Genomic DNA, 17,805 nt, shown 5'->3' on the forward strand with positions numbered 1-17,805 from the left:
TATCTCCGAGTGTAATGATTTGCCTAAGCTATTAATGCAATGAACTGTGCACTCAATGTCAACGCATCGGTAACAGTGAATCGAGCCATGGTAGACCAGGGGCGGCGGTTTGGGACTTAGTAGAATCCCTTGCTTTCTGGGCTCCCGTTGCCAGCAGGAATAAACAGCGCTATGGTTGTTCACATTTCCACGATCGGCGCAGAGAAGCTCTCATGACTAAACCAACCAAGAAAACCCCAATAACCCGTCGTTCTAGTCAATGGTTCGCACGCGATGGTGTTCACGGCTTTCTCTACCGCAGTTGGACTAAAAATCGTGGCATTCCACACGATCAGTTTGACGGTCGTCCGGTGATTGGGATCTGCAACACCTGGTCAGAGCTCACTCCCTGCAACTCGCATTTTCGGCTTTTGGCGGATCAAGTTCGTCAAGGCATACTTGAGGCGGGTGGCTTTCCTCTCGAGTTCCCTGTGACTTCTCTGGGCGAAACTCTCGTGCGCCCCACCGCCATGTTGCTGCGCAACCTCGCCAGTATGGACGTCGAGGAAACGATCCGAGCGAATCCGCTTGATGGAGTCGTACTACTTTTCGGTTGCGACAAGACTACGCCCTCGCTTCTGATGGGCGCCTCAAGTGTCAATATTCCGACTATTGGCGTTTCGGGTGGGCCCATGCTGAATGGCAAGTACCGCGGTCACGATATCGGGTCGGGCACCAATACGTGGTCGATGTCGGAAGACGTTCGCGCGGGCAAGATGACCGTCGACGAGTTTCACGAAGCAGAGTCTTGTATGCATCGCTCCCATGGTCACTGCATGGTCATGGGCACGGCATCCACGATGGCGAGCATGGTGGAGGCGCTAGGCGTTGCCTTGCCGGGAAATGCAACCTACCCTGCCGTAGACGCACGACGTAATGTGTTGGCGCGCGAGTCTGGTCGCCGCATCGTCGAGATGGTGAAAGAAGACTTGACGCTCTCGAAAATTTTGACGCGCCATGCGTTTGAAAACGCTATTCGAACTAATGCCGCGATCGGTGGCTCGACCAATGCTGTCATTCACTTGATCGCGATCGCTCGCCGTATTGGCGTCAAGCTTGATATCGACGATTGGGACAAATTTGGCCGCGATGTGCACACTTTGCTCAATCTCATGCCAAGCGGGAAGTATTTAATGGAAGACTTCTGCTATGCAGGGGGTCTACCTGTCGTGCTGCGTACACTCGGTGAACAAGGTCTGCTTAAGAAAAAGGCGCTGACCGTAAACGGCAATACTATTTGGGATAACAATAAGAAAGCCGAATGCTGGAATAGAGATGTCATCACGACTTGGGAAAAGCCGTTTAAAAAGAACACCGGTATTGCGGTGCTACGGGGGAACTTATGCCCCGATGGCGCCATTATCAAACCCTCTGCCGCCACGCCAAAACTTTTGAAACATAAAGGTCGAGCAGTCGTCTTTGAAAACATTGAGGACTTTCATAAGCGCATCAACAATCCCAAACTAGATATTGATGAGCACTGCATTATGGTGCTGAAAAACTGTGGCCCGAAAGGCTATCCAGGCATGGCAGAAGTTGGCAATATGCCCCTACCCCCAAAGATTCTCAAAAAAGGCATCACCGACATGATTCGTATCTCGGATGCTCGCATGAGTGGGACAGCCTACGGCACGGTCGTTCTGCATGTTGCGCCGGAAGCCGCTGCGGGCGGTGTCTTGGGGCTAGTTGAGAGCGGCGACATGATTGAGCTTGATGTCGCAAAACGCAAACTTCATCTAGATGTGAGCGACGAGGTGCTCGCCGAGCGACGACTTAAGTGGAAAGCACCAAAGCCGCCACTCAATCGTGGGTACTACAAGCTGTATGTTGACCACGTCAATCAAGCGAACGATGGCGTCGATTTTGATTTTCTGGTTGGATGCAGTGGTAGCGCAGTTCCGCGCGACAACCACTAGACCACTAAGCCTTTTTGCGAGGCGGCAAGCCGGTATGCTGCGTCAATACGCGGCCCGGCTTCACTGAACGTCGCACGGGTGTCGCTTCTGTACTATTTTTTCGTCGCGTACTGACGTAGCTGCCATCTATGCGCGGTTGATGGAAAGGAATGAGATGTTTTTTCCCGTTCCCGATCAAATCGGCACGGCCCATTGCTTTTAGTGCCTCACGTAGCAGCGGCCAATTATTAGCGTCGTGGTAGCGCAAAAATGCTTTATGTAAACGACGCCGGCGATCACCGCGCACGATATCGACGGTTTCGCTCGTACGCGTGACGCGTCCGAGTGGATTGCGCCCAGAGTGGTACATCGCAGTGGCTGTGGCCATCGGACTCGGATAAAAGGTTTGTACCTGATCTGCACGGAACCCATGTGTCTTTAGCCACATCGCCAAGTGCATCATGTCTTCGTCGCTGGTGCCGGGGTGAGCAGCGATAAAGTACGGTACCAAAAATTGTTTTTTTCCCGCCTGCTCACTAAACTTATCGAACAGTTGTTTGAACTTGTCGTAGCTGCCGATGCCCGGCTTCATCATCTTGGACAAAGGCCCCATCTCGGTGTGCTCGGGCGCGATTTTTAAATAGCCACCGACGTGATGCGTCACAAGCTCACGAATGTACTCCGGCGACTTCACCGCCAGGTCGTAACGCAAACCTGAACCGATAAGGATTTTCTTAACGCCTTTTACCGCGCGGGCTCGCCGGTACATATGAATCAACGAGCTGTGGTCCGTGTTGAGATTCTGACAAACATCGGGGTAGACGCAACTAGGCTTACGGCAGGCAGACTCGATCTCAGGGCTCTTGCAACCAATACGATACATGTTGGCGGTTGGGCCACCCAAGTCGGAAATCACTCCGGTAAAGCCAGGCACCTTGTCGCGAATGTCTTCAATCTCGCGAATGACAGAATCTTCGCTACGACTTTGGATAATTCGCCCTTCGTGCTCCGTAATCGAGCAGAACGTACAGCCACCAAAACAGCCCCGCATGATGTTCACACTAAAGCGGATCATCTCCCAGGCAGGAATCTTAGTGGCCCCGTCGTGGCTGCCGTTTTCATCTGCATAAACAGGATGAGGGCTGCGGGCATAAGGAAGATCAAACACCAAATCCATTTCAGCAGTAGTCAACGGGATCGGTGGTGGCGTGATCCAAACGTCGCGAGCTGTGGGTCCCTCACCGTGAGCCTGCACAATGGCTCTTGCATTGCCTGGGTTGGTCTCGAGATGCAGCACACGGTTTGCATGTGCATACAGTACCGGATCAGACTTGACTTGCTCGTAGGAGGGCAAACGAATCACGCTGCGATCACGTGGCGGGACCTTGAGCTTGCCTGGGGTTTGCAGGGATGGATTTGGCGCAAACACAAGCGGCGATTCGCCCGCTTTAAATTTTGTCTTGGCATTCGCGGTATCAGCGACAGCACGCGCTTCATCGTTACGTGCACAACTCTCGCCTTGCTCGAGCGCCTGCTCACTAATCATTAAGTATGGATTGACATGCGCTTCTACCCTGCCCGGTGCATCTACGCTTGTCGAGTCAATCTCAAACCAGCCCTCGGGGGTTTCGCGTCGTAAAAATGCTGTACCCCGCACATCCGTAATCTGTTGCACAGGTTCTTTCGCAGCGAGACGATGTGCGATTTCAACTACGGCGCGCTCAGCGTTACCGTACAGGAGCAAATCACATTTACTATCGATGACGACTGAGCGGCGCACTTTGTCAGACCAATAGTCATAGTGCGCGATACGTCTTAGCGATCCTTCAATGCCACCCAAGATAATTGGCACATCTTTATAAGCTTCTTTGCAGCGCTGTGTGTAAACGATCGCCGCACGATCCGGCCGCTTACCACCCACATCACCTGCCGTGTAGGCATCATCACTGCGCATTTTGCGATCAGCCGTATAACGGTTGATCATCGAATCCATGTTGCCAGCGGTCACGCCAAAAAAAAGATTAGGCTTACCAAGGGCTTTGAAGGGCTCGGCACTTTGCCAATCAGGCTGGGAAATGATGCCAACCCTAAAACCTTGGTTTTCGAGCATACGGCCGATCACTGCCATCCCGAAGCTGGGATGGTCGACGTAGGCATCGCCCGTGACGATAATGATGTCGCAACTATCCCAGCCGAGTTGAGTCATCTCGTCGCGACTCATCGGCAAAAACGGAGCCACACCAAACCGCTCCGCCCAGTACTTGCGATAGCTACTTAGCGGCTTGGCGTTGCGCGGGAACAGGGATACGTCGGCGTAGGCAGTCATGTCAATCTTTGAAGGTGCCAGATTGTACGCAAAGTTACTGCTGTCACGCCTAATAGCCCTATTTTTTGACAAAGCAAATCTTAATGCGCACTCGATAGTGCGCATAGTTAGGTCAAATGAGGACGCTTACTTCGGCACTCTGAACATGGCACAAATTTTGTTGCCGATTGGATCACGCAAATAAGCGAGGTACAGCTTGCCGGCAGGTCCTTCGCGATAGCCAGGGGGATCTTCGCAAGTTGTACCGCCATTCGCAACACCGGCGGCATGAAACGCATCGACTTGTTCTGGTGACTTTGCGGCAAAGCCGATCGTCCCGCCATTTGCAGCCGTGGCTGCTTTGTTATCAATCGGCAGTGTGAAGGCAAACGCACCTGTAGGTGTGCGATAAAAGTAGCGAATATCTCGATTAAGGACGCCCGGTGCAATACCCAATGCGCCAAGGCTCGCATCATAGAACTTGCGTGACGCTTCTAAATCCGTCGCACCTACCATTACGTGACTAAACATATCAGCTCCAAAAATCTAGGTTGAGAGCAAGAAGCGTAACCTGAAATGAAACCACCTCCAACCGGACTCGGGGGCGAGAGCGGAATTACACCTACTTTAAGATTTGCCTTTCACTAAATCTACGATAGCATTCAAACCATACAGGTAAGAGTCGCGCCCAAAACCAGTAATTACGCCAACGGAGGCCTCCGCGGTGACGGACTTCATGCCGCGACGCTCAATATTCGACATGTGCACCTCCACCGTCGGCATGATTAACGCTTTGATGCAATCTCTTAGCGCATAGCCCGCATAAGTGAAACCGGCGGGATTGATGAGCATGGCGTCGTAGCCTTTTCGATCAGCTTCATATGCCCAAGTGATCGCTTCACCCTCTAAATTTGTTGTTCTGATATCGAGCATGATCTTGAGCGTATTCGCATGAGCAATAAGCTGCTCGTGTAATTCGTCTAGAGCCATCGTGCCATATATTTCGGGCTGACGGATTCCCAAATACTCCATATTCGCACCCTGAACTAAAAGCACTTGAATTGGCTTGCTATGCATAGGTCGCTCAGTTGTTTATTTACGTTGATAAAATTATTTTTCGCTGAATGTTGAAGGATAGCTTGTTAGGATTAATAACCGATCTGCGCCAAAGCGCGAGAGTCTAAGCGCGTCATCTCAATAAAGTCGTTCACCCGATCTGATGGATGAAGCAAAGCCTGCACATCGGGTAACGACAACCAATCATTGAGCGTCTGATCCGCATCTGATGCGCGCAAATGTTCTATCACCACTACACCGTGCGCCACTGAGTCAGTGCCCGGACGAAACCGAGCCTCCGGGGAGGGCTCTCCAACGGGAGATACCTGAGCCGAAGTTGGCGCGGCCAAAACCGATTCATACAAGCGCCAACGACACGCCGCGGCAGGTGCATGAGCATGTAAAACTTTCTGCCATGCATCAATATCAGCATACCTAGGCTTATCTGCGCCTTGAAGTTGTCCCAGCCTTAACGTCACAACCCATGCGCCAGCCGCGCGCCCCTCGTGGCTCACCAACCGCGCAATCGTGCGGCACATATTCTTAAAATGAGCCATGATGAATTGGGTGTCCGGCGTCGGATTGCGCAGCGCAGCTTGATAAGCGGGTGCTTCTAAAACGCTCACATCATCAAGATCGTAACTCGTGAAAAAGCGTGGAGACACCGTTTGTGGTGAAGGGTTAGGTGTCTCATATCGAACGCCTTGTTGCACACCAGGCAGGCCCACGCGATCGGGTAGATGCTCGTTCATATACCAGTGCTCGTACTTGTCGAGTACGCCGTGATCACAATCGTTCCAAACAGCCAGCAATCCATTCATATTAAGTACTCATCACCAATTTAAAAGTTGACATTAGCCCGAGGAGCTTGCCCGCACCCTAGGCAACCCTTACACTCGTATTCGTAGCATTTTCCAACGTCTGCCTTTTAGCTTTTTACATGACACCATTCGTTATTCAAACTCTTTTCTTGTTTTATAGCGCCCTAAGTTTTTTATCGGCAACGTTAATCGGTGCACTTTTCTGGAAGAGAAATGATCGCTCCGCAATGTTATGGCTCTGTGGTTGCTTACTGACATCGATCGCCACAGTTACGACAATTCATCGTAATGAAATTCCACTGACTATCAGTTTTAGTCTGATGGTTTCGTTAGAAGCGCTTTCCGTTCTACTTTTTAGTGAGTCACTAAAAAGACTATCCCGCAATCAAGCCAACATCAGCCTGAGCTGGACAACCTTTGTTATACCGATTGCACTCTTTGTCTTAGTTGAAGTCTGGAGATTAGCCAGCGATGGCAAAGTAACGCCTGCCATCACCGCTGCTACAACGCTCACCTTTGCGATCACAAACATTTTTTGCCTCTATCGAACCATACGCGTAAAGAAAGAGTTCCAAAACAAGTTATTTTTTGACTTCTTATCCATCGTCTTTGGTCTTGTATCTACGTTATATCTGTTAAGACTGCTCATTATCGTTAGCGGCTATAGCGGCCAATCGTTTGATATTAAGACCCTTAATGTCATTGTATGGTTTGGGCTGTTCTTATTTGGCGCGATCAGAAATCTTGCCTACATCGTGCTGCGACTACACCTTGGTTTTTCTGAACATACACGTCTAAGCAGCATGAACATACAGCTGTCTGATCTGTTAGACGAGCGTAATGAAATGATTCTTTCTTTACAAAAACTCAATAGAACAGCATCAATTAACGCCCTGGCATCTACAATTTCCCATGAGATCAACCAACCTCTTGCGGCGTCTCGGATCAATGCACAGATGGCAGACTTAAAGCTCGCCTCCGATCCCCCAAATGTGCCTTTTATCAGAAATTTGGTTGGGCACATTCTGGAGGACATCGATCGTGCCTCGACCATCGTACAGAATGTCTCACGTCTGACGACGAATAAAAGCAGCAACCAGTCTGTCATTCACTTATCGGAATCAATTCATGAAGTGATTGAAATCGCTAGGGGACAACTGCGCGAGCGAGGAATTATGATCGAGCTCGCTTGCAGCTCAGAAATTAAGATCAGCATCAATAAAAGTGAATGGCAACAGGTGTTGCTTAATTTGATTAACAACGCAATTCAATCCCTAGCTGAAGGGAAACCCGCCCAGAAAAAAATACATATTTCCGCCACCCAAACGGCTCAACACATAAAAATTTTTATTGAAGACACTGGCCCTGGAATTGAGTTGGGGCAGGAGTCAAAAATTTTTGAGCTTGCTTTTAGCAACAAGGAATCGGGTTCGGGTATCGGTCTCTGGCTTTCTAAAAATATTATTCGTAATTTTGGAGGCGACATTACAGCTCAGAACTTGGTAAATGGTGGAGCATGCTTTGTGATTAAGTTGCCACGGACACCTCAACAGCGGTAGGTGGTGTCATGCAACGCCTCAAGTTAATCAATTGCACTTCATGCTTTCTGCACAATCATTGCGATTGACCCATCAGTGTTACGCACTTACACTCGACCGGAAGTATCAGTCTGTCATCTTCGAGCTAAATAAATATGATTAGGGTTAGATTTCTATTCCTCTTTCTATCGTTTTTTGCATTCACAGCAATCATTCAAGCCCAAATGACTGTAGCCCTTGCGCGCTCAGCCAATCCGATGGCTCTGGTTTCAGAGGGTCATTTCACGATGGGCTCTAACGATGGGCCCGATGATGAAAAACCAGAGCATCGAGTTTTTGTGAAATCATTTTCAATTGATATGCTTCCCGTCAGTAACGCTGATTTTGCAAAATTTCTGAACGCACGCGGCTTGAAAAACGTTCTGGGTGAATCCTTTTATGACGATCATGATCGGGATGCTCGAATTCATCAGCAAAACTCATTATGGCAAGCGGATGTAGGTTACGCCACACACCCCGTCAATGAAGTGAGTTGGGTTGGTGCTCGTGATTACTGCAACTGGTTGAACAAGCGATTGCCAACCGAAGCAGAATGGGAAAAAGCCGCCCGCGGTACCGATGGAAGAAGGTATCCGTGGGGCAATTCAAAGCCGGATCAAACTCGCGCTCTGTACGGTGGACCTTACAACGCGTCGGCACCGGTCGATGCATTTCCAGCAGGCGCCAGTCCGTATGGCGTTTTAGACTTATCTGGCAATCAATGGGAGTGGGTAGCGAGCGCATACCGCTTCTACCCCTACAGCGCTGAAGATGGAAGAGAAAATCAAACTCCCGGCCCAGTCCGCTCGACGCGCGGTGGTGGGCATGACTCAAGCGAAGACGAGCTTACAACAACCCAACGAGGTAGAAACTTATCTCGCAATCCAAAAGCGGGGCACCATAATATTGGGTTTCGCTGCGCGAGTTCGTCAAAAGTAGAATGAGCAGTCTCGTTGCAAACGCCTTAAATACTTGGAGAATACACATCTCATGAAATCTTACTGGATCAACAAAACCTCGAACGGTACCGAACTTGAACTGCGCGAACAACCAGTGCCTACGCCCGGCCCCGAACAGGTCCTGGTGCGGGTGTGTGCAACCAGCATTAATCGCGGCGACATCCTTGGTGCCATTAAGCTTCATAGCGCCAAAGGCGGACGTCCCGCCGGAGTCGATGGTGCCGGCACCGTCGAGGCACTTGGTGCAAATGTTCGTGGGGTTGCGATCGGCGACCGTGTCATGTTTCGCGCCAAAGGGTGTTTTTCTGAATACGTGGTTGCTGAATCAACCTTGCTCACGCCGGTTCCGGCTTGTCTGAACTGGGAACAGGCTGCCGTGATTCCAATCGCCTATATCACCGCCTACGAGGCCCTGTTGCAATTCGGTGGTCTGCAACACGGCGACTGGGTGTTGATTGCCGGCGCATCTTCTGGCGTTGGTGTCGCCGCGATACAGATCGCAAAAGTTTGCGGTGCCAAGGTCATTGGTACCTCCGGATCCGCAGACAAGCTTGTGCGCTTGAAGGCGCTCGGTCTCGACGCCGGCATCCAAACGCGTGGCGAAAACTTTGCAGAAGAAGCGCGGCAGATCACTGGCGGCGCCGGTATCAAGCTGGCTGTGAATTTAGTGGGCGGCAGCGCTTTTGCAGGGTGCCTTGAGGCACTCACTGATTTTGGGCGTTTAGCGGTTGTGGGCTACGTTGACGGACAGATGTTGACAGGTCTCGATATTGAGCCGGTGCACGGCAAACGCCTGCAGATTTTTGGGTTATCGAATGCGCCCTTATCGACGGCGATGCGTGCTGTTGCGCAACGAGGCTTCGAGCGCGAGGTCATGCCCGCCATTATCGATGGTCGGATCGTGCCAGTCATCGATCGCACGTTTTCCTTTGATGAGTTACCGGCTGCCAAGCAATACGTCGAAGAAAACACCTTGTTAGGTAAAGTCGCCATCCGGTTTAAGCCGGTCTAAATTCCTTAATCTTGAAGGATTACACCTACCTGCCGCTTCAAATGAAATGATGAAAGACCTGCATCGTCTAACAGCCACAGAGATCGTACAAGCGATCCAAGACGGAAGGTCGACGTGTGAGGCCGTCACTCGTGCGTGCCTGACCCAGATCGAAGAACGTGAGCCCGATGTTCAGGCCTGGCAGTACCTAGACCCGGATCTCGCGATAGCACAGTCGCGCATCCTCGATCAGAGTGGCAGGCGTGGACCGCTACACGGCGTTCCAGTGGGTATCAAGGATCTTATCGATACGTTTGACATGCCGACTGAGTACGGCACGGTCATTCATGCAAGGCATCAGCCGCGTATCGATGCTGCGTGTGTTGCGCTCACACGCCGCGCGGGCGGTCTCATTATGGGCAAGACCGTCACCACCGAGTTCGCCAACTTAACGCCAAGCAAGACGAAGCATCCACAGGATCCAACACGTACTCCTGGCGGATCATCAAGCGGATCAGGCGCTGCGGTAGGTGACCACATGGTGCCACTCGCCATCGGCACCCAGACGACCGCTTCGACGATCAGACCTGCGTCGTTCAACGGATGCGTGGGTTACCGGCCAACATGGGGCGACCTACCGCTTGCCGGTGTAATGGAAGTTGCAGAGTCGCTTGACACACTCGGTCTGATCGCTCGCTCGATCGACGACATCGCGCTTTACCGTGACGTACTCTTGTGCGTCAAACCAGAACCGTTGTCCAGTCAAGTGGACGCTGCACCGCGTGTGGGCTTTTGCTCGTCAATCTTCTGGGATAGGTGCGATGACTCGACGAAGACGTTACTCCATCATTGCGTAACAATGCTCTCGAAAGCCGGAGCCCAATTGGTAGACGTGACGTTGCCGCAGTCATTCGATCGCATTCCGGATGCACATCGTTGGATATCGAGTTTCGAATTCGCGCGTAACCGTGCTTGGGAGATCGATCATCATTTTGAAATGATTAGCGAGCGCCTGCGTCGTGGGCGCATCCATGATGGACTTACCTGCAGCTTCGAGAAGTACAAAAGTTCGCGCGAATTTGCCGAGCGCAGCCGCCTGCAGTTGGACGATCTCTTTAGTGGCTACGACGTGCTGCTCACGCCAGCGGTTGCAGGCGAGGCGCCAACTGGTCTTGAGGCGACCGGCGACCCTTCGTTCAGCCTGCTCTGGACGACTCTTCACGTGCCATCGATAACCCTACCGCTATTTACTGGACCCAACGGACTGCCGGTTGGTGTGCAGCTCATTGCGAGGCGTGGTGCCGATCGTCAGATGCTCAATGTGGCGCGCTGGGTGAGTCGCGCTGTAGACTGGGATGGAGGCTTTACGACCACGCGATCCTCGGTAAGATAAGGTCTATCGTTCAAAAGTTCAAGATCAGGAGTTTGACATGAGTGAAGATCCTCGGTGCTGTGGCACCGGTACATGCATCATTGACCCAGAAGGCCGTTGTTGGTGCGGCCAACAATGGGATGGCGAAAAAATGCGTCATACATCTTTGGCGCCTCTCCAAGAGCAGGATACTGGCGAGACGAAAGAATAGAAAAGGGCCATCACAAGCCACTATAGTGCCTTCGGGTAAGGGCCTGCAACGTCGGCGACCTTGCATTCTTGGCGAGAATTCATTAACTTGGTAAAAAAGGGGAGTCAACATGAAGTCTTGCTTCAGAATTCTGGTCCTTGCGACTACGCTGCTGTCCTGGTGTCTCACTGGCCATGCGCAGACTTACCCGAACCGCCCGATCCGGGTCATCATCCCCTATGCGCCGGCAGGCGGCGCTGACATCATCGGCCGTCTGGTTCTCGACAAGGTCTCTAAAGATACCGGCTACAACTTCATCGTGGAGAACCGGGTCGGCGCGGGGGGCAACATAGCCTTCGCCGCGATCGCGGCCGGGCAACCAGATGGCTACACCCTGGTGATTGCCACGCCCGGCCTGGCGACCAATCCTACCCTCTACAACAAGCTGCCGTTTTCCCCGGCTGACTTCACCGCGATTACGGTGATCGGCGAATCGCCGCTCGTCTTCATGATCAACCCGGCGATGCCGGTCGCAAGCATGGCGGAATTCATTGCGTTCGCTCGCAAGTCTGCGCAGCCGTTGCGTTTTGGCAGCGCGGGCAACGGCACCTCGTCGCACCTGGCGGGCGAGGTATTCAAGTCGATGGCTGGTATCGAGTTGCAGCACATTCCCTATCGAGGTGGAGTGGCCGCGATCACCGACGTCGTAGGCGGTCGTATCGAAATGACCACACAACCGGTGGCCGAGAGCATGCCCTTCATCGTGGACAACCGCGTACGCGCCCTGGGCCAGTCAGCGCAGACGCGGTCGAAGCTGGTGGCGAGCGTGCCGACCATAGACGAGGCTGGCGTCAAAGGCTATTCGGTGTCGACGTGGTATATCCTCGCGGGCCCGCCCGGGATGCCGCGCGAGATCGTCGATACGCTCTACCGCGCGTTCGACAAGTCGATAAGTTCACCCGCGTTCAAGACCTCGCTCGAGGATCGCGGATTCGTGGTGATCGGCTCGAATCCAGATGCGTCGCGCAAGTTTCTCGACAGCGAGTATTTGCGCTGGAAGAAGATCATCCAGGATGCCGGGATTCATCTAGACTAAGCGCGCGCCAGCGACACGAGCCGTGCGGCCGATTCCCGCACGATCGCGTGCGCATCGCGCCCGGGCATGCGATCGATGAACAGTTCGAGCTCGATGGGACGCTCTGGCTGGCTGTCGCGAAACATCCGGACATAACGTTGCCAGTCAAGGATGCCTTCGCCCAGCGGAACGCGGGTGGGCAGGCCGGAATCCGCAGCGCAGTGCACATCGCAGATTTGCAGTAGTCCGATCGGAGCGGTGCCGGCGCTCACTGCCCAGTCGATTTCCGGATCCCACCAGCTATGAAAGAGGTCGAGGTTGATCAGCATGCCGGGAATCCGGGCGCACAGTTCGACACACTCCTTAATCGTATTCAAGGGGCTTTTGCTGCGGTTGAGCAATGGGTGAAACGGTTCAATGAGCAGGCGAACGCCGGCGGCCCTCGCTTTTTCGGCAAACGCGTGCAATTGTTCGATCGACCGCGCGCGCGCCTCGTGCAAACCCATCGTCGGGCTGCCGCCCACGATGACGTTCAGCGCCGTATCGCCAAGTTCGGCAGTTTGTGCGAGCAACCAGTCGTTGCGTGCATGCTGCCCGACAGCCTCGTGCCCATCGAACAGAAAGTAACCTGCCGAATTGACCGAGCTGACCGATAGCCCTCTTGCCCTGAGCAACGGGGCGAGTCGATGCGCCGGACATTCGGTCAACGATCTGACGCTCAGCGCAACACCACTGAAACCATGCGCGACGGCCAGATCCAGAAAGGATTCAACAGGCATATCATGCGGACAGAGGTAGTGATTAAGCGTGCAGGCGAGGCTCGGGGCTGGGATCATGGCGGCTCGGTGGCGGAGTGGATCGGCGTGCGAAAGAAGTTTACTTGATTGAGATATGCGCACTGACCGGAACGCACATCAAAAATAAAAAACGGGCTTGAAGGCGTCTGCCCAAAACGAACCATTCACCATAAGCGAACATATCCGTTTCCTGCCTGAAATCCATTCACCATCGATCAGAAAATGTCCGCATCGAAGGCGAGCATCGCGATCCTTCATTCTTAAACTCACTATGGTTGAATATTGGCAGATTTAACAACCCGACCCCACCGCTCATATTCCGCTGTATCGCTCTTACCAAGCTCTGATGGCGACATGTAGCGCGCAGCAACGCCTAAGGTATCGAGTTTCTTGATGTAGGCTTCATCGCGAGAAGCTTCTTCGATCGCCTTCGTCAATTTTCTTATGATCGGCTCTGGCGTGCCTACTGGCGCATACATGGCGCTCGTCGCATAAGCGACAAGGCCTGCAAAACCCAGCTCGACTGTAGTTGGCACGTCAGGGATCGCTCTTAAACGCTCATTACCGGTCACTGCCAAAGCACGTAATTTCCCAGACTGGACGTGTGGTATGACGGAAGAAGGTCCCGGCAATGCAAAATCGACTACTCCACCCAATAAGTTGGTTACAACAGGTCCCGAGCCGGCAAACGGAACATGGGTGTATTGCGCACCCGTGATCTGTTGCAATAGCTCTGTCGTTACGTGATGCATCGAACCTATACCGGCGGTACCATAAGTCAACTTTTTAGGGTTACTTTTTCCGTAATCTATGAGCTCTTGAAAATTGGTCACCGGCAAGGCAGTTTTGACGACGATTACCTGCGGATTTGAAGAGACATTTGCAATGGGAACAAAATCGCGCAAAGGATTCCAAGGAGTAGAGGTATTAATTTGGGGGGAGATAAGGTGAAATGCGTTGTATTGAAAAAGAAGCGTATATCCATTGGGCGCTGCGCGGCTCACAGCGCTGGCCCCAATTGCGCCCGAAGCGCCTGCCCTATTCTCGACTACGAAACTCTGTCCAAGGCTCTTACTTAACAGTTCGGCTAACAATCGCGCGTTAACATCAGTTACGCCTCCAGGAGCTACTGGTACCACGATAGTGACCGTACGTTTGGGATAGGCGCTGGTCTCGTCGTCAGCATTAACGACAAAGGGCAGAACACCTAGGCAAGCGCCAACTAGTGCCATAAAGAGTTTGAGTAACCACGATCTGCCAAAAAGCTTGCTCATATGTTTCCTCTTAGATAACCAAAGTCGCCTTATATGTTTAGCGCATTTCAAAGAGTTCTTGGTGAAAACGTCGGCTCGGTAAGCCCTTTTTTAAAAGCCCGCGCTTAATCGCTTCGCCAAACCCTGTTGAACCGCAGAACCAGACTGTATGTTTTAGCAAATCTGGTACGTTTTCAAAGACTGATTGCGCAGTCACGGCAGGATTTTTACCACTGATTGAGAGGTGTAGTGTAACGCCTGCTTGTTGGGCCAAGCTTGTCACGCGCTCGACGAGTGCGTGATCCGATGCGCGCGCACTATAAAAGAGCGAGATCGATTGTTGGGACGGATGGGGATCATGCGCCAGCGCTTCAAGACGCGACAAAAACGGTGTAATGCCGATGCCGCCTGCAATCCAGATTTGAGGTCCTGTATGTGAGGCGAAATCAAACCTCCCGTAGGGGCCTTCAACGGTCACCAGATCACCGACATGAAGTGCGTGGTTCAGCGTACGTGTGTAGTCACCAAGCTGCTTGATATGAAACGTGAGGGTCGCGTCGCCCTTCCAACTCGAGGATAGCGTAAACGGGTGATGGCCTTCGCGGGTATCAAACGTCACAAAGGCGAATTGACCTTCTCGGTGACCTTCCCATGGCGTGGAGAGACGAACTTTGACCTCGGTGACTTTGCCGTCCTCGTGTAAGAGGATTTGGCTGATCTGACCGCTGGCGCGGTGACTCGCGCCAATGCGTTGAAAAAGCGAGATGAAAGCAGCAGGTATTCCAATAGTGAGAAGCACGCCTACCCATATCCCGATCGGAGTGAGCCAATCGATTTTTCCAAAAAGAATCAGCGTGTGAAATGCCAACATCAGATAGATCACAGCCAACACACGATGTGTTTTGAAAAAATATCGGTAAGGAAATTTTTTCCAAAGTGCGAGTACAGCCAAGACGAGGAGGACATAAAGCGCCCACTCACCCATATCTTCTGCGAGATCTTCGAGGGGATTAAAAAAATTACTGTGCTGAAAAAAACCGATCGTGCCACTTGGCGTCGCAAAGTCTTTTCTTTCGTAGAGGCCGAGCTCGATCAGCCATTTATACTTTTTACTGAGCCAGTGTGCTAATGCAAAGAGTGCCGCCGCGATACCAAGCCATTTGTGGAGACGATAATGTTTGTCAAGTCCACCTACACAATATTCGACCGCACGCAGTCTTAGTGCGAGTATCACGCCAACGCTCATTGCCACGAAAGACATTATCCCTGTGTAATACAGCAAGGACTTGCGCAACGCCCAAGGCGCAAACGTGCGTTCGATATCGGTCAGACTGACCCAGTACAGCATGGTGCCAAGCACCATTAACAGCAGGAAAATCCACTTAATTCTTTTCATAGAAACCGCAACAGGAATTATTCGGCACGGAGGTTATTCTGCGCAATGACACGAGCATATCGCACTTGATCGCAGCGCGATGCAAGAAATGGAGGCATCAAAAATTTAGTTTATCTGCGCAGTAAATTAAAAAGCCCTGAGACGTGTTCATCTCAAGGCTTTTGATATTTTTGGCGCCCCGAGCTGGACTCGAACGAGCGACCTGCGGATTAACAGAAAAGTCGGTTATTCGATTTATCACTTAAAACAATGACTGAATCGTTCGAAGTTCGAATGTCTTTTGTATTCACTTATCACTCCAGTCAAGAAGCTTTGGTGGCATACCAGAGTTATCGTAAGGCATCCAAGAATCAACTGCGTAGCAATAATGTTGGTTAAAGTCTTTTAGACCAGCGTTAAAGGCAGCAGACTCAGGATTGAACGGTGCTAAGCCGGCAGCGATTAAATCTGCATTAATGAATCTAAGCGTATGGGCTTCTGAAGGTAAAAAGTCACGCGCATCGTTACTATCAGAGCACAAAACAAAAAGCCCAACCTTGTGAGTTGGGCAATGTGTCTGGACGGACCAAGTGTTTTTGGCTCCCCGAGCTGGACTCGAACCAGCGACCTGCGGATTAACAGTCCGTCGCTCTACCGACTGAGCTATCAGGGAATAGTTGATGAAAATCAACAAGTCCGAGACTGTAGCACAAAACACCCTAAACACCAAAAGAGCGATGCGATTTGCTCTACGAGATTGGCACGAAATTCGTCGAATGCGTAAGCACGAATCGGACCTTAAACAGCCCCCTCATCAAGCGCCTAACTGACCCAATCAAATGCGTGTTTCATGAAAAACAAGAAAAGTTTTTTTGTTAGGAATAAACACACCAGGACTTCGATTCAACACGAAACATTTGCGCAAATACCGTTGGTTTTCTGGATCATTGATCAAAAGTCGCCGGACATTTTGCTTAACCTCAAACAGCTGATTCAGGCAGCACATAGATCGGACAGGTAAGGAAAGGTTAACTATTATTACGTTGCTGAAATCGCATGGATAGCGCGAAAAGACCTCCGAGCACCAGTGAACAATGACGCCGACCAGTTGGACGCACAACCTCTACAGCCCAACAAACGACAGTCAGGACTCGATTAGCCAACTTCAGCTATAAATAGTACATCATTTTTTTACTTAAATAGTACATCAATAGATTAAACTATCAATATATCAAGCCCCTACCTGCCTTTAAAGCCTCTTGCATCGTCATGAACTCTGCGCCTTCTTTGATCAGACTTTCCACGAAACCCTCAAAGGCCAACATCCGATTGCCCCGGCCTAAAACATAGGGGTGCATGGTGTAGGTCAGGATCCCAAAGTCGGTTGTCTTTTTGAAATAACGAAACTCATCTAACCAGCTATCCATGACGACGCGGGCACTTTGTAGACCTGGATTGACGGTAGTGGGTAGTCGCCAGTACTCAAAGTGCGGGTGATCATCCAAGTGCCAGCTGATGGGCATTTCAATCAAAGACGTCGGCGGACCAAAGCGCACGGGCTCGCCAAGCTTGACCTGATCGCCCTGGCGCACGGGATAAGGGACATAATCGCCCCCCATCATGCTGCTGTCGTATTCAAAACCGTACTTCAGCAGCAGATTCAAGGTGTTATCGCTTAAATCCCAGGCCGGGGACCGGTAACCAACAGCCCGGGTGCCCGTGAGACGCACAATCGCCTCGCTGGCACGGACCATATCGGCCTCTTCTTCTTCCAGTGTTTGGCTTGCTGGTGCGATGTGTGCCCAGCTATGGTGTCCGATCTCGTGACCGCCCTTGACGACTGACTCACAGGCCTCGGGATAGGTCTCAATGGTGAAGCCAGGAACGAACCATGTGCTTGGAATGCTGTGTGCCGCGAGCAAGGACAAGATTCTTTTTGATCCCACTACACCGAACTCTCCTCGAGACAGCGGCGTGGGCGACGTGAGCCCTCGGGAAATAAAACCCGATTGCACATCAAAGTCATAACTCAGGCAAACAATATGGCGGGCCATAGGGATTCCTCTATATACAGCTATCAAATGCGTTGACACCAAGGGC

Annotated in this window: 15 protein-coding genes and 1 tRNA gene; 7 read left to right on the forward strand and 9 right to left on the reverse strand. The window is 51.7% G+C overall.

Annotated features, from left to right (window positions below; genetic code table 11):
- Positions 1–212: 212 nt before the first annotated feature.
- Positions 213–1,955, forward strand: coding sequence for an IlvD/Edd family dehydratase (locus KZZ10_RS11810; RefSeq protein ID WP_259661733.1), 1,743 nt, complete (start codon positions 213–215; stop codon positions 1,953–1,955).
- A gap of 4 nt (positions 1,956–1,959) precedes the next feature.
- Here the strand turns inward: KZZ10_RS11810 and KZZ10_RS11815 are convergent, their stop codons facing one another.
- From KZZ10_RS11815 to KZZ10_RS11830, 4 genes are all read right to left on the reverse strand, one after another.
- Entirely contained in the window at positions 1,960–4,260 is a 2,301-nt protein-coding gene (locus KZZ10_RS11815; protein ID WP_259661734.1) for a YgiQ family radical SAM protein, read from the reverse strand.
- A gap of 126 nt (positions 4,261–4,386) precedes the next feature.
- Positions 4,387–4,770 carry a VOC family protein gene (locus KZZ10_RS11820; protein ID WP_259661735.1) on the reverse strand — a complete coding sequence of 128 codons (384 nt, stop codon included), beginning with the start codon at positions 4,768–4,770 and terminating at the stop codon, positions 4,387–4,389.
- Positions 4,771–4,866: 96 nt separating this feature from the next.
- The gene (locus KZZ10_RS11825; protein ID WP_259661736.1) at positions 4,867–5,316 is read right to left on the reverse strand and encodes a type II 3-dehydroquinate dehydratase; all 450 of its coding nucleotides are present in this window, start codon (positions 5,314–5,316) and stop codon (positions 4,867–4,869) included.
- A 71-nt stretch (positions 5,317–5,387) separates the two neighbouring features.
- Positions 5,388–6,116 carry a DUF4286 family protein gene (locus KZZ10_RS11830; protein WP_259661737.1) on the reverse strand — a complete coding sequence of 243 codons (729 nt, stop codon included), beginning with the start codon at positions 6,114–6,116 and terminating at the stop codon, positions 5,388–5,390.
- Between the two features lie 119 nt (positions 6,117–6,235).
- Between KZZ10_RS11830 and KZZ10_RS11835 the strand changes: the two genes are divergently transcribed.
- From KZZ10_RS11835 to KZZ10_RS11860, 6 genes are all read left to right on the forward strand, one after another.
- Entirely contained in the window at positions 6,236–7,675 is a 1,440-nt protein-coding gene (locus tag KZZ10_RS11835) for a sensor histidine kinase (protein ID WP_259661738.1), read from the forward strand.
- 203 nt (positions 7,676–7,878) lie between these two features.
- Complete coding sequence (locus KZZ10_RS11840; protein WP_259661739.1) at positions 7,879–8,637, forward strand: formylglycine-generating enzyme family protein; 759 nt, start codon at positions 7,879–7,881, stop codon at positions 8,635–8,637.
- Between the two features lie 46 nt (positions 8,638–8,683).
- Positions 8,684–9,664, forward strand: coding sequence for a quinone oxidoreductase family protein (locus KZZ10_RS11845; protein WP_259661740.1), 981 nt, complete (start codon positions 8,684–8,686; stop codon positions 9,662–9,664).
- Positions 9,665–9,710: 46 nt separating this feature from the next.
- A complete protein-coding gene (locus KZZ10_RS11850; RefSeq protein WP_259661741.1) occupies positions 9,711–11,036 on the forward strand; it encodes an amidase in 1,326 nt (441 codons plus the stop codon).
- A 37-nt stretch (positions 11,037–11,073) separates the two neighbouring features.
- The gene (locus KZZ10_RS11855) at positions 11,074–11,226 is read left to right on the forward strand and encodes a hypothetical protein (RefSeq protein ID WP_259661742.1); all 153 of its coding nucleotides are present in this window, start codon (positions 11,074–11,076) and stop codon (positions 11,224–11,226) included.
- Positions 11,227–11,335: 109 nt separating this feature from the next.
- Positions 11,336–12,301, forward strand: coding sequence for a Bug family tripartite tricarboxylate transporter substrate binding protein (locus tag KZZ10_RS11860; RefSeq protein WP_259661743.1), 966 nt, complete (start codon positions 11,336–11,338; stop codon positions 12,299–12,301).
- Here KZZ10_RS11860 and KZZ10_RS11865 read toward each other — a convergent pair.
- From KZZ10_RS11865 to KZZ10_RS11885, 5 genes are all read right to left on the reverse strand, one after another.
- Positions 12,298–13,116, reverse strand: coding sequence for a sugar phosphate isomerase/epimerase family protein (locus tag KZZ10_RS11865; protein WP_259661744.1), 819 nt, complete (start codon positions 13,114–13,116; stop codon positions 12,298–12,300). The genes KZZ10_RS11860 and KZZ10_RS11865 overlap by 4 nt on opposite strands.
- Positions 13,117–13,346: 230 nt before the next feature.
- Positions 13,347–14,351, reverse strand: a complete 1,005-nt coding sequence (locus KZZ10_RS11870) for a Bug family tripartite tricarboxylate transporter substrate binding protein (RefSeq protein WP_259661745.1) — start codon at positions 14,349–14,351, stop codon at positions 13,347–13,349.
- 37 nt (positions 14,352–14,388) lie between these two features.
- Positions 14,389–15,726, reverse strand: coding sequence for a ferredoxin reductase family protein (locus KZZ10_RS11875; protein WP_259661746.1), 1,338 nt, complete (start codon positions 15,724–15,726; stop codon positions 14,389–14,391).
- Positions 15,727–16,302: 576 nt separating this feature from the next.
- A tRNA-Asn gene (locus tag KZZ10_RS11880) sits at positions 16,303–16,378 on the reverse strand.
- A gap of 550 nt (positions 16,379–16,928) precedes the next feature.
- A complete protein-coding gene (locus tag KZZ10_RS11885) occupies positions 16,929–17,759 on the reverse strand; it encodes a polysaccharide deacetylase family protein (protein ID WP_259661747.1) in 831 nt (276 codons plus the stop codon).
- Positions 17,760–17,805 lie beyond the last annotated feature (46 nt).

It is taken from the genome of Zwartia hollandica, from assembly GCF_019923725.1.
Taxonomy (GTDB): domain Bacteria; phylum Pseudomonadota; class Gammaproteobacteria; order Burkholderiales; family Burkholderiaceae_B; genus Zwartia; species Zwartia hollandica.